Origin of the sequence: Tessaracoccus sp. SD287, assembly GCF_017355265.1 — a bacterium.
In the GTDB taxonomy this organism is placed as follows: Bacteria; Actinomycetota; Actinomycetes; order Propionibacteriales; family Propionibacteriaceae; genus Aestuariimicrobium.
Genome location: NZ_JADIJQ010000004.1, coordinates 1 through 12,549, shown reverse-complemented (window position 1 = coordinate 12,549; position 12,549 = coordinate 1). Strand labels below are relative to the sequence as shown.

Annotated in this window: 11 protein-coding genes; 8 read left to right on the top strand and 3 right to left on the bottom strand. The window is 69.6% G+C overall.

What is annotated here, in order from left to right; all coding sequences use genetic code 11:
• Positions 1-7: 7 nt before the first annotated feature.
• The 8 genes from IPV09_RS02570 (at position 8) to hemL (ending at position 9,337) form a co-directional block, all read left to right on the top strand.
• A complete protein-coding gene (locus IPV09_RS02570) occupies positions 8-1,231 on the top strand; it encodes a ferrochelatase (protein ID WP_207473492.1) in 1,224 nt (407 codons plus the stop codon).
• 8 nt (positions 1,232-1,239) lie between these two features.
• Positions 1,240-2,190 carry a hydroxymethylbilane synthase gene (gene hemC / locus IPV09_RS02565; protein WP_207473606.1) on the top strand — a complete coding sequence of 317 codons (951 nt, stop codon included), beginning with the start codon at positions 1,240-1,242 and terminating at the stop codon, positions 2,188-2,190.
• Positions 2,191-2,232: 42 nt separating this feature from the next.
• The gene (locus IPV09_RS02560; RefSeq protein ID WP_207473490.1) at positions 2,233-4,560 is read left to right on the top strand and encodes a RecQ family ATP-dependent DNA helicase; all 2,328 of its coding nucleotides are present in this window, start codon (positions 2,233-2,235) and stop codon (positions 4,558-4,560) included.
• A gap of 8 nt (positions 4,561-4,568) precedes the next feature.
• The gene (locus IPV09_RS02555; protein WP_207473488.1) at positions 4,569-5,138 is read left to right on the top strand and encodes a hypothetical protein; all 570 of its coding nucleotides are present in this window, start codon (positions 4,569-4,571) and stop codon (positions 5,136-5,138) included.
• A 233-nt stretch (positions 5,139-5,371) separates the two neighbouring features.
• On the top strand, positions 5,372-5,875 hold the full coding sequence (locus IPV09_RS02550) for an RNA polymerase sigma factor (RefSeq protein ID WP_207473486.1): 504 nt from the start codon (positions 5,372-5,374) through the stop codon (positions 5,873-5,875).
• On the top strand, positions 5,868-6,953 hold the full coding sequence (locus IPV09_RS02545; RefSeq protein WP_207473484.1) for a hypothetical protein: 1,086 nt from the start codon (positions 5,868-5,870) through the stop codon (positions 6,951-6,953). Before IPV09_RS02550 ends, IPV09_RS02545 begins: the two co-directional genes overlap by 8 nt.
• Before the next feature lie 66 nt (positions 6,954-7,019).
• Positions 7,020-8,024, top strand: a complete 1,005-nt coding sequence (gene hemB / locus IPV09_RS02540) for a porphobilinogen synthase (protein WP_207473482.1) — start codon at positions 7,020-7,022, stop codon at positions 8,022-8,024.
• On the top strand, positions 8,024-9,337 hold the full coding sequence (hemL, locus tag IPV09_RS02535; protein WP_207473481.1) for a glutamate-1-semialdehyde 2,1-aminomutase: 1,314 nt from the start codon (positions 8,024-8,026) through the stop codon (positions 9,335-9,337). Before hemB ends, hemL begins: the two co-directional genes overlap by 1 nt.
• 102 nt (positions 9,338-9,439) lie before the next feature.
• Here the strand turns inward: hemL and IPV09_RS02530 are convergent, their stop codons facing one another.
• From IPV09_RS02530 to IPV09_RS02520, 3 genes are all read right to left on the bottom strand, one after another.
• Positions 9,440-10,972 carry a carboxyl transferase domain-containing protein gene (locus IPV09_RS02530; protein WP_207473479.1) on the bottom strand — a complete coding sequence of 511 codons (1,533 nt, stop codon included), beginning with the start codon at positions 10,970-10,972 and terminating at the stop codon, positions 9,440-9,442.
• Positions 10,969-12,135: a CoA transferase gene (locus IPV09_RS02525; protein ID WP_207473477.1), complete on the bottom strand. Its 1,167-nt coding sequence runs from the start codon at positions 12,133-12,135 to the stop codon at positions 10,969-10,971. The genes IPV09_RS02530 and IPV09_RS02525 overlap by 4 nt, the downstream gene beginning before the upstream one ends.
• 34 nt (positions 12,136-12,169) lie before the next feature.
• Positions 12,170-12,549: hypothetical protein (locus IPV09_RS02520; RefSeq protein ID WP_207473475.1), on the bottom strand; the 380-nt coding region annotated here is incomplete at its 5' end.

Here is a 12,549-nt window from a genome sequence, read left to right as displayed (position 1 = left end):
GTGCACCATGACTGTTGAACCCGAACTGGCACCCTCGGCCATTGATGCGTCGGTGACCCACGACGTGCCGGTGGCGACGACCACGGGCGTGGCGGGCGTGGTCGCCGACTACGACGCCCTGCTGCTGGCCAGCTTCGGCGGCCCCGAGGGGCAGGACGACGTGCTGCCCTTCCTGCGCAATGTGACCCGCGGCCGCGGCATCCCCGACGAGCGGCTCGAAGCCGTCTCGGGGCACTACCGGGCGCTGGGCGGCGTCTCGCCCATCAACGAGCAGAACAAGGCACTCCAGGCGGCGCTACAGGCCGAGCTGGCAGCGCGCGGCATCGATCTGCCCGTGCTGTGGGGAAACCGCAACTGGGCCCCCTACACCGGCGAGGTGCTCCGCGAGGCCCATGCGGAGGGGAAGCGGACGGTGCTGGGCCTGGCCACCAGCGCCTACTCGTCCTACTCCGGGTGCCGCCAGTACCGCGAGGATTTCGGCATCGCCCTGGCCGACCTCGCTGCAGACGGCATCACTGACCTGCGGGTCGACAAGTTGCGCCACTACTTCAACCTCGAGGGGTTCCTGGCGCCGGTCGCCGACGGCGTGGTCGCCGGGGTGCAGCAGTTGATGTCCGGTGGACGTAGCGCCGACGAGCTGGTGGTGATGTATTCAACCCACTCCATTCCGGATGCGATGTCGGATGCCTCGGGCCCGACCGACACCCGTCGTCCGGGGTCGGGCGGCTGGTACGTCGCCCAGCACCAAGCGGCGATCGACTGGGTGCACGCCCGGGTCCAGGCCGAGCTGGGGGTCGAGTTGCAGCAGCAGTTCGTCTTCCAGTCCCGGTCGGGCAACCCGCGCCAGCCGTGGTTGGAGCCCGACATCAGTGACGCCATCACGGCTGCCGCCGAGATCGGGCGCACGGGGGTGGTGTGCGTGCCGATCGGGTTCGTCAGTGATCATGTAGAAGTGGTGTGGGACCTGGACACCGAGGCCGCCGAGACCGCCGCCGACTTGGGCCTGGACTTCGTCCGGACGCCGACCGCCGGCACCGACCCGCGGTTCGTGGCCGCCCTGGTCGATCTGGTCGAGGAACGGCTGGGACGCCGCGGACCGGTCGAGACGGTGACACGTTTCCCGGCGACCCCGGACGTGTGCGGTGTCGCCTGCTGCGTCGGAGCCCGGGTCAAGCCGACGGTGGCCGGTGCCGATTCGGCGGCCGACTGCGCTGGAGCTGCTGCCCTGTGACCGGGACCATGATCAAGATCGGCACCCGGGCGTCGGTGCTGGCCCGCACGCAGTCGCAGATGATCGCCGATGCGTTGGGCGCACCGGCCGAACTGGTGTTCATCAGCACCGAGGGCGACGTCAACCAGGCGCCGCTGGACCGGATCGGTGGCACCGGCATCTTCGTCTCGGCGGTGCGCGATGCCCTGCTGGACGGCGAGGTCGACCTGGTCGTGCACTCGATGAAGGACCTGCCGACCGCACCGGCACCCGGCATCACGCTGATCGCAGTGCCGCCGCGGGAGGACCCACGTGACGTGCTGTGCGCCGCCGGCGGACAGGGCCTGGCCCAGTTGCCGCTTGGCGCGAAGGTGGGCACCGGATCGGCGCGGCGGGCGGCGCAGCTGCTGGCGGCGCGTCCCGATCTTGAGGTGACCGGGTTGCGCGGCAACATTGACACCCGACTGGGCCGGGTGCGCGGACATGTCGGCCCAGGGCGAGAGGCTCCCCGCGGGGGTGCAGGGGGTCGTCCCCCGCAAGATGATCTTGATGCGGTGGTGCTGGCTGCGGCGGGACTGTCGCGGGCGGGACGCTCGCAGTACGTGACCGAATTCCTGGACCCGTCGGTGATGCTGTCGGCGGCAGCCCAGGGCGCGCTGGCCGTGGAGTGCCGTTCCGACGACCTCGACTCGGTGGCCGCGCGGCTGGCCGCCGGTCTGGACGATCCGCTCACCCGGGCGTGCACGGTGGCCGAACGATCCTTCTTGTCGACGCTCGAGGCGGGCTGCACCGCCCCCGTCGGCGCCCTGGCCACGGTGGTCGACGGCGTGCTGACCCTGCGCGGGCTGGCGATCAGCACCGACGCCTCGGTGCGTTTCGACGGGGAGTTGGCCGGGCCCGTTGCCGATGCTGTCGGCATAGGCGTGCGGCTGGCTGAGCAGTTGCTGGCCGAGGGCGCCGGCGTCGTGCTGGCGAAGTAGCAACGTGCAGACATTGTCCCCCTGCGGTGCGAAGGTACAGCCATGAGCGATCCGTACTGGTTGAGCGAGCCGCCGCCCGATCCGGAGGACCTGCCACCCGACGACGCCTACTGGGCGCCGGACGACGACGTGCCCGGGGATGGTCCGCCCACGCCCGCCTCGCGGACTGCCGCCGCGCCGCTGCCGCCGGCGGTCGCGGTGCAGCGCTCGTCCGAGGGTTTGCGTGACGAGGCCCTGGGGGTGCTGCGTGACCTGACCGGTCGGGCCGACGCGCAGTTCCACGACGGCCAGTTCGAGGCGATCGAGGCGCTGGTGGCCGGCCACCGCCGGGCGCTGGTGGTCCAGCGCACCGGGTGGGGCAAGTCGGCGGTCTATTTCATCGCGGCACTGTTGCAGCGCCGGGCCGGGTCCGGACCGGCGCTGATCGTCTCGCCGCTGTTGGCATTGATGCGTGACCAGGTCGCGGCTGCCGAGCGGGCCGGGGTGCGGGCAGCGGCCATCAACTCGGCCAATGTCACCGAGTGGCGCGACATCGAGGGGTTGCTGGATGCCGATGCCCTCGACGTGTTGTTCGTCTCGCCGGAGCGTCTGGTCAATCCCCGGTTCCGCAGCGAGCAGCTGCCCCGACTCGTCGCCGGGTGCGGGCTGCTGGTGATCGACGAGGCCCACTGCATCAGTGACTGGGGGCACGATTTTCGTCCCGACTACCGCCGCATCCGTGACCTGATCGCCGAGCTGCCGACCGGCGTACCGGTGCTGGCCACCACGGCGACTGCGAATGCCCGGGTGGTCGCCGACGTCGAGGAGCAAATGGCGGCCGGTGGGCACGAGGTGTTCACCCTGCGCGGTGCGCTGGCGCGTGACTCGCTGCGCCTCGGCGTCCTCGACGTGGGCACCCCCACCCGGCGGCTGGCCTGGCTGGCCGAGCACTTGGATGCGCTGCCCGGCAGCGGGATCGTCTACTGCCTGACCGTGGCGGCCGCCGAGGATGCGGCCGCGTTGCTGTCGAAGTCCGGGCACCGGGTGCTGCCCTACACCGGACGCACCGATGCTGCCGAGCGGATGGCCGCCGAGGAGGCGTTGAAGGCCAACGAGGTCAAGGCCCTGATCGCGACCTCGGCGCTGGGAATGGGCTTTGACAAGCCCGACCTCGGTTTCGTGGTGCATCTGGGGGCGCCCAGTTCGCCGGTCGCCTACTACCAGCAGGTCGGACGCGCCGGGCGCGCAACGCCCAGCGCCGACGTACTGCTGTTGCCCGGTGTCGAGGACCGCGAGATCTGGCACTACTTCGCCACGAACGCCATGCCCACCCAGCGCAAGGCCGATGCGGTGCTGGGAGCGCTGGCCGAGGCGTCCGGACCGCTGTCGGTGGCCGCGTTGGAGGCCCGGGTCGACATCAAGCGCAGCCCGCTGGAGCTGCTGCTGAAGGTGCTGGCCGTCGACGGGGCCGTCGAGAACGTCACCGGCGGCTGGGTCGCGACCGGGGCGCCGTGGACCTATGACGCCGAACGCTACGAGCGGATCGCGGCGGCCCGGGTGGACGAGCAGGACGCCATGCTCAGCTATGAACGGCTGGCTGCCGATGTCTCGCGCACCGACCAGGGCTGTCGGATGGCCTTCCTGACCGCCGCGCTGGACGACCCCCAGTCGGCGCCGTGCGGGCGTTGCGATGTTTGCGCCGAGCCCTGGTACCCGACCGTGATCACCGTGCCCACCCTGGAACAGGCGCAGGCCTCGTTGGACCACGTCGGGGTGCCGATCCCGGCCCGAGCCATGTGGCCCTCGGGTCTGGACACCCTGGGGGTGCTGGCCGACGGCAAGCCGGTCAAGGGCAAGCTCAAGGCCGAGGACCTGGTCGAGGAAGGTCGGGCGGTGGCCCGGCTCACCGACCTGGGCTGGGGTGGGCCACTGCGCGAACTCTTTGCCCCCGATCGTGAGGGCCGGCCCGTCGATGCCGAGGTGCCAGCCGAACTGGCGCGCGCGGTCGTGCGGGTGCTGGCCGGGTGGGGCTGGGACGAACGTCCGGTGGGCGTGGTGTGGGTGCCGAGCCTGGGCCGTCCGCGTCTGGTGGAGTCGCTGGCCACTGGGGTGGCCACCGTCGGTCGGCTGGAACTCCTGGGACCGCTCGAGCTGTCACCGTCCGCCGAGACGTTGCGGGGGTCGACCAACAGCGCCTACCGGGTGCGCGACGTGTGGGACCGGTTCCGGGTCGGGCCCGAGATGGCCTCCCGTCTGGCGAACCTGGGTGGGCCGGTGCTGCTGGTCGACGACCTGGTGGATTCCCGGTGGACGCTGACCGTGGCCGGGCGACTGTTGCGGCGCGCCGGGGCGAGTGCCGTGCTGCCGCTCGCACTGGCGTCGGTGGGCTGAGGGTGCGCATGGGTGTGTGGGTCGGACGGATCCTGGTCACCGCGCTGATGGCGTGGTGGTTGGGCTGGTGGCTGACCCTGGAAACCTTCGCCTGGCAGGACTCCGACGGGCAGAGCGTAGTGCTGCTCGAGGCCACAGAACGGTTCGGTTCGACCGTCGTGAGCCCCATGACCTACTACGACACGGTGGCGGTGGACCTGATCGCGACCCGAGCACATCTCACGTCTCTGACGATCTGCGTCGTGCTCCTGGTCTTGCGGATGGCTCTCGGGAACCGCATCACTCGAATGTGGACCTGGGCATCGATCGTCGCGGTGGTGCTCACCTGGATCTATCTGGCGGTCGCCGTCGCTGGTCGTCTCGACGGAGTCGTCGTGGGCACACCGCTGGACCTCGTGTCAGGCCGGTCATCGCCCGACCTGTCGGGGGCATGGCCAACAATCGCCATCCTCATGGTGCTCACAGCGATGCCGGTGCTGGTCACGGTGGTCTGGTTGTACCGGAGACCGCTGGGCACGCGTCTGGGTTCGGCAGCCACGGACCTCGAAGGAACCTTGGCCGAGGCAACCTCCACCTGACGACGCCGGTGTCTGGCGACGGGGCTGGCGTGACGGATGGAGTACGTGACAGGACGCCCAGACCTTGTCGCATCTGAGACTCACACCACCACAATCCATCGCCGGTCCCGTCGGAGCATCTTCCGTCGGGCCATTGGCATGCCCTGGCCGCGGCGCGAGGAGATAGCCTTCCCGACAGATGTTGCGAATCGGGGTCCTGGATCGTTGTCAGGGGCATGGAGGCAATCGGGCAGATGGCTGAACCCATCGACGCCAGCGCGAACTCAGGCGCATGGACGACCGAGCGCCGCGCCGCGCTGCACCGATTCGCCCGTCATGTCACCCACGACCCGGGGCTGGCCGATGACGTCCTGCACGACGTGCTAGCCACGGTCCTGACCTCCGGACGAAGATTCTCGAGCGAGGCCGACGAGGATCGATTCGTCCGGCGGGGCATCATCAACCGAACGATCGACCTGTCACGTCGTCGGCGCAGTGAAACCACCGCGCTGCATCGCTGGCATGCCTCCCACCGGGACGACACCCCCGCGCAAGGACATCCACACGACATGGCTGCGGCGCTGTCCGAACTCAGCCCACGAGCCCGGGCCGTGCTGGCCCTGCGCTTCGGGGAAGACCTCAGCTATGACGACATCGCCGAGCGCCTGGGTGGTTCGCCGGGCCGACATCGGATGACGGTCTCCCGGGCAATCAGAAAGCTACGAACCCTGCTCACGAAGGACGACGGCCATGAATGAACTACAGGTCAACAACGACCAGACCCGTGAAGAGTCCGACAATCCCGACATTGTCGACGCCCTGCGTGCCCATTACCGGGACGAGTACCCCGCAGGCTCCGCCGGGCTCGTGGCGTTGGTGTCTCCCCCACAACGACGCTGGTGGGTGGGGCTGGGAGTGGCGGCTGCCATAGTGCTGGTGGCCGCCCTCGTAATCCCGAGGTTCCTTGATGACCGCAGCGTGGTCGCAGAGCCGCCCGGTGGCGAGGAATGGGTCTGGGTGAGTCATATGGGCATGCAGGTCGAGGTTCCGGCCTCATGGCAGTTCGACATCGGTGCGTGGTGCGACCGCGTAGGGACACCGAAGGGACCACACGTCCTGCTAATGGATAACTGGACTCCCCACCCCGCGATCCTGTGTCCACCGGCGCCAGATCCGCAGCCAGATCAACCACCCGTCCTTGACTTCACCGAGCCGGTCGGGCCGATCAGTCCCGCGTGGGCAGAATTTCCGCACACCATCGTCTCATTGGCACACGTCATTGGTTCCTACCGCTTGACCGTTCATTGGGGGCAGGATTACCAGATCCAACACCCCGAAATCACTGACATCGCAGCGAGGATCATCAGCTCAGCCTCCACGGTCACCGCGGACGACAACAATGGATGCCCCAGCGCTCCGACAACGACGCTGACCTCTGGGCTCACCGATCTGCCCGAGCCCGACTCGGTGGCGGTGTGTCAGTACGTCCGCTCGTCGCTGTGGAGCTCACGCAAAGTCAGCGCGCACGGTGTACACAACTTGTCCCAGGAACTGCGTCTTTTGGGGTCCCAGCCCGTCCATCCAACCGGCGAATCGTGTCGGGTCCTCGACCCCGAGGTCGTGATGCTGCACTTGAACTCAGGGTCCAAGCAGTACGTGGTCCAGATCAACTACCAGGCCTGCAGCGACACCGGCGTCGTGATCGCCGACGGCAACCACGGCATGAGCAAGAAGCTGTGCGAACAGGTCTTCGTGATGCCCACCACGAACTCCCATATGGCCGAGCCCCTGGCCCGACGCTGCGGCTTCCCCGTCCCGACCGGCCGACCGACCTGATCACCCCCTCGCGTGACGGGTAGCGTGGGTCCGGTGGGGACAGCGCCCACGCCCGAGGAGTTGATCATGAACAGTCTGCCCGTCCGTCCGCGCCGCCTGCGCCAGTCCGCGCCGATGCGTGCGCTGGTCCGCGAGACCACGCTGCGCCCGTCTGCGTTGGTGCTGCCGGCCTTCGTCCGCGAGGGCATAGGTGAGCCGCAGCCGATTTCGTCGATGCCCGGAGTCGTCCAACACACCCTGGACTCCTTGGTCGCTGAGGGTCGCCGAGCCATCGAAGCCGGCATTGGCGGCATCATGCTGTTCGGGGTCCCCCAGGACAAGGATGCGGTGGGTTCCGGGGCGATCGACCCGAATGGAATCCTCAACCTCGCCACCGCTCGGCTTCGCGAGGCGTTCGGCGACGACCTGTTGATCATGACCGACCTGTGCTTGGACGAGTTCACCGATCATGGTCACTGCGGCGTGCTGGACGACCGGGGTCGGGTCGACAATGACGCCACCCTCGAGGTTTACGCGCAGATGGCGATTGCCCAGGCCGAGGCCGGCGCACACCTGGTCGGCCCGTCGGGAATGATGGACGGCCAGGTCGGGGTGATCCGTCAAGCACTCGACGGCGACGGCTTCGACGAGGTCACGATCCTGGCCTACACCGCGAAGTACGCCTCAGCGTTCTACGGGCCCTTCCGGGAGGCGGTGAACTCGTCCCTGCAGGGCGACCGGCGCACCTACCAGCAGGACCCGGCGAACCTGCGCGAGTCCCTGCGCGAACTCGAACTGGACGTCGCCGAGGGCGCCGACATCGTGATGGTGAAGCCCGGCATGCCCTACCTGGACGTGCTGGCCCGCATCGCCGACGTCTCGCCCGTGCCGGTGGCGACCTACCAGGTCTCGGGCGAGTACGCCATGATCCAGGCCGCCGCCGAACGCGGCTGGATCGACCGGGAGCGCATCATCCTGGAATCCCTGACCGGTTTCGCCCGCGCCGGGGCCGACGTCATCCTGACCTATGCCGCGATCGAGGCCGCCCATTGGCTGTATGAACCCCACCGGCTGACCGAAGGAGCACGATGATGACCCGACCCAAGCCGCTCAAGCGCAGCGCCGAGCTGTTCGCCCAGGCCCAACACCTGATTCCCGGCGGCGTCGACTCGCCGGTCCGCGCCTTCGGGAGCGTCGGCGGCACCCCGCCGTTCATCAGCCACGCCCGCGGGCCGTACCTGTACGACGTGGACGGCAACGAGTACGTCGACCTGGTCTGCTCGTGGGGCCCGATCATCCTGGGTCACGCGCACCCGGCTGTCCTGGAAGCCGTGCACGCGGCCGCCAGTCGCGGGCTGAGCTTCGGCGCACCGCACGCTGGTGAGGCCGAGCTGGCCGCGGCGATCGTCTCGTTGATGCCGGTAGAGAAGGTGCGGCTGGTCAACTCGGGCACCGAGGCGACCATGAGCGCCATCCGGGTGGCTCGCGGCGCGACCGGACGCGACAAGATCATCAAGTTCGCCGGTTGCTACCACGGCCACTCCGACGGCCTGTTGGCCGAGGCCGGCTCGGGCGCTGCCACCTTCGCCATCCCCGGCTCGGCAGGCGTCCCGGTGGCAACCGCCGCCGACACCATCGTGGTCCCCTACAACGACCCCGATGCCGTGCGGGTCGCGTTCGAGGCCCATCCGGGCGAGATCGCGGCGATCATCACCGAGGCAGCACCGGCCAACATGGGGGCCATCGTGCCGGGGCCCGGCTTCAACAAGTTCCTGCACGACGTGGCCCACGAGCACGGCGCGCTGCTGATCAGCGACGAGGTGCTGACCGGGTTCCGCTCCTCGTCCCAGGGCTACTGGGGCATCGACGGCGCCCAGGAGGGCTGGGTGCCCGACCTGTTCGCCTTCGGCAAGGTGATCGGCGCCGGTCTGCCACTGGCCGCCTTCGGTGGACGGGCCGAGCTGATGGACCTGCTGGCACCCGCGGGCCCGGTCTACCAGGCCGGCACCCTGTCCGGGAACCCGGTCGGCACCGCGGCCGGCCTGGCCCAGCTGAGACTGCTCGACGATGCGTTGTACCGCCGACTGGACCGCACCGCCGAGACCCTGAAGCAGGCCTGGACCGAGGCCCTGTCGGCCGCCGGCGTACCGCATCGGGTGAACAGCATCGGCACCATCTTCTCGGTGTTCTTCACCGACGACGAGGTCACCGACTACGCGAGCGCCAAGCGGCAGGACACCACGGCCTTCGCCGCCTTCCATGCCGAGATGTTGGCCCAGGGCGTCTACCTGCCACCGAGCGCCTTCGAGGTCTGCTTCGTCTCCGATGCCCATGACAGCCGGGCCCTCGACCGGGTGGTGTCGGCGCTCCCCAGGGCAGCGCAGGCGGCGGCGCGCGCGTCCTGAGCGGTATCCGATCAACCCCACGCCCTACCAGTGGCGAGTTCTCCACGTCAGTTCGGTGGACAACCCGCCACTGTCGCATGGGTCAAGAGCTGTCGCAGTGATTCAGAGGCCGAGCCGGCGATACCTCCCCATCCTGGCCGCCATCCGGTCCGACTGGTCCATCGCGACCAGGGCCGCCGCCTCGTTGCTGATGGCCGCGGCCATCCGGTGGGCGAAGGCCTCGGGCTCGTCGGCGGCATCGGGCAACTCCGCCACGATCCGGTCGACGATGCCGGCCGCCTTGAGGTCGCGCGAGCGGACCCCTTGCTGTGCAGCCAGCTCGGGAGCACGGTCCGGGGTCCGGTGCAGGATGGCCGAGGCCCCCTCGGGGGGTAGCGGCGACAGCCACGAGTGCTCGGCACAGATGACGGTGTCGGCCGGCATCAAGGCCAGCGCCCCACCGCCGGTGCCCTGCCCCAGCAGCACGCAGATGGTCGGCACCTCCAGGGTGACCAGGTCATTGAGGCAGCGGGCAATCTCACCGGCCATGCCGCCCTCCTCGGCCTCCTTGGACAGTGCCGCCCCGTTGGTGTCGATCACCGAGATCAACGGGATGTTCAACTCCTTGGCCAACCGGATGCCGCGCCGCGCCACCCGCAACCCCGAGGGCTGCAGCGGCGCGTCCGAGAATTCCTGGCGACGGTCGTGCCCGAGCACCACGCAGGGCAGGCCGTCGAACCGGGCCAACGACAAGGTCATGGAGCGGTCATGCTCCCCCGCGCCGGTCCCGTACAGCGGCAGCGACGGTTCGGCGCCCACCCGCAACAGGGTGCGAATGCCGGGACGATCCGGACGTCGGGACTTCAGCACCGACTCCCAGGCCGGCACGTCGGTGGTTGGCTCCACGTCCAGGCCAGGCACCTCGGAGGGCACCTGGTGGTCGGCCGGCGCCATGATGTCCAGCAACCGCGAGGCCACCGCCCGCAACTGCTTGGGCGCCAGCACGGCATCGACGAGTCCGTGCTCGAACAGGTTCTCGGCGGTCTGGACACCTTCGGGGAACTGCTCGCCGTACAGCGCTTCGTACACCCGCGCGCCGAGGAAGCCGATGGTCGCCCCCGGCTCGGCGACGGTGACGTGCCCCGTCGACCCCCACGAGGCGAAGACGCCGCCGGTGGTCGGGTGGCGCAGGTAGGTGATGTAGGGCAGGTTCGCCAGCTTGTACTCGGCGACCGCAGCGGTGATCTTGACCATGGTCACGAACGCCGGGGTGCCCTCCTGCATCCGGGTGCCACCCGAGGCGGTGCCGGCGAACAGCGGCAGCCGCTCCCGGGTCGCCCGTTCGAAGGCTGCCACGATCCGCTCCGCAGCGGCCTGGCCGACCGACCCGGCCAAGAAAGAGAACTCCGAGGCCACGGCGGCCACCCGATGACCATTGATGGTGCCCTCACCGGTGAGCACCGCCTCGTCCTCGCCGGACTTCGCGGCGGCCCGGGCCAGGTCGTCGGCGTAGGCGGAGCCGGCTTCGGCGACGACCAGCGGCGCCTCGTCCCAGCTGCTCCAGCTGCCCTGGTCGAAGACCTCGGCGATCAGCTCCCGGGCCGAGGGCCGCTTCGGCTTCACGGGCGCGCCTCCGGCAGCAACCGTCGCGCTCATGACGCGTCCTCGGCCAACCACTGGCGGATGGACTCGTTGTGCTCACCCAGCAGCGGCGGTGCCAGCGGCTTCTCGCGGCCACCCGAGTACGGGTTGTCGTCGTAGCGCAGCGCCGAGCCCGGCAGGGTGGTGGGGCCGAGCACCGGGTGGTCGACCTCGTAGAGCAGGTGCTGGCTGGCAACCTGGTCCCAGGTGTAGATCTCGTCCAGAGTCCGCACCTTGCCCGCCGGGATGCCGGCCTCGGCCAGCTTGGCGAGCACCTCCTCTCCGGTGAACGGGGCGAAGGCAGCGTTGACGACCTCGATCAGTGCATCCCGGTTGGCCACCCGCTCGGGGTTGGTGGCGAACCCGTCGCGGTTCGGGTCGAGTCCGAACAGGGCGGTGAACGTCTGCCACAGCTTGTCATTGGCGACCGAGATCTGCACCGCGCCGTCGCTGGCCTTGAACAGGCCGTAGGGGGCGATCGCCGGGTGGTGGTTGCCCTGGGCCCGGCCGACCTTGCCGGCGACGGTATAGGCGGTGCCCTGCAGCGCATGGACACCGACGACCGAGGCCAGCAGGCTGGTGCGCACGTGGCGTCCCACACCGGTGCGCCCCCGTTCGTGCAGTGCGGTCAGCACCCCAAAGGCGCCGTTCATGCCCGAGAGCAGGTCGGCGATCGGCACCCCCACCCGCTGCGGGTCGTCTGGCCCGGATCCGGTCAGCGACATCAGACCGGCCTCACCCTGGGCGATCTGGTCGTACCCCGGACGTCCGCCCTCGGGTCCGTCGTGACCGAAGCCCGAGATCGACAGCATCACCAGGCGCGGGTTGATCTTCTGCAGTTCGTCGAAGCCGAAGCCGAGGCGCTCCATCACGCCGGGGCGGAAGTTCTCGACCAGCACGTCGCCGCGGCGCACCAGTTCGGTGAGCACCGCGCGTCCGTCCTCGCTCTTGAGGTCGAGCGTGATCGACTCCTTGTTGCGGTTGGCCGCCAGGTAATAGGTGGAAATGTCCTCGTCCGGCCCGACGAAGGGAGGGCCCCAGCTGCGAGTCTCGTCGCCCTGCGGCGCCTCCACCTTGATCACGCGGGCACCCTGGTCGCCCAACATCATGGCGGCGTGGGGCCCGGCGAGGGCGCGGGACAGGTCGATGACGAGGATGTCGTCCAGGGGGCTGGTCACAAGGGCTCCTTGGTGTGGTGGTGGCTATTCGGGGTCAGGGGGTTTGGTGAGTGTAGGGCGCTTCGAGCAACCCTGTGCAGGCCAGGGCGGCCGCGCTCGGGTCGGAGTGCAGAATCGCCTGGGCGAGCAGTTCGAGTCGTCCCCGCAGCGCCGAGGAGTCCGGCGGGGGCGGCGCGGCGGCGGCGAGTCCGTCGTCCAGGTCGACCAGCAGCGACGAGTCGGCGAGCCGCTTGATGCAGCGCCAGGTGTCGTCGAACAACCGCGGACGGCCGTCGGCGGCGAGCAGGGCGGCCTTCAGCGCCGGCCGGGGGTTGGCGGCGGCGGCGCGGGCCAACCCGGCCAGGATGGCCTCGCGGGCGCTCAGCACGTCGTGGGCGGGTCGGCCGACCAGCGCGATCGCGGGCATCGCCTCGG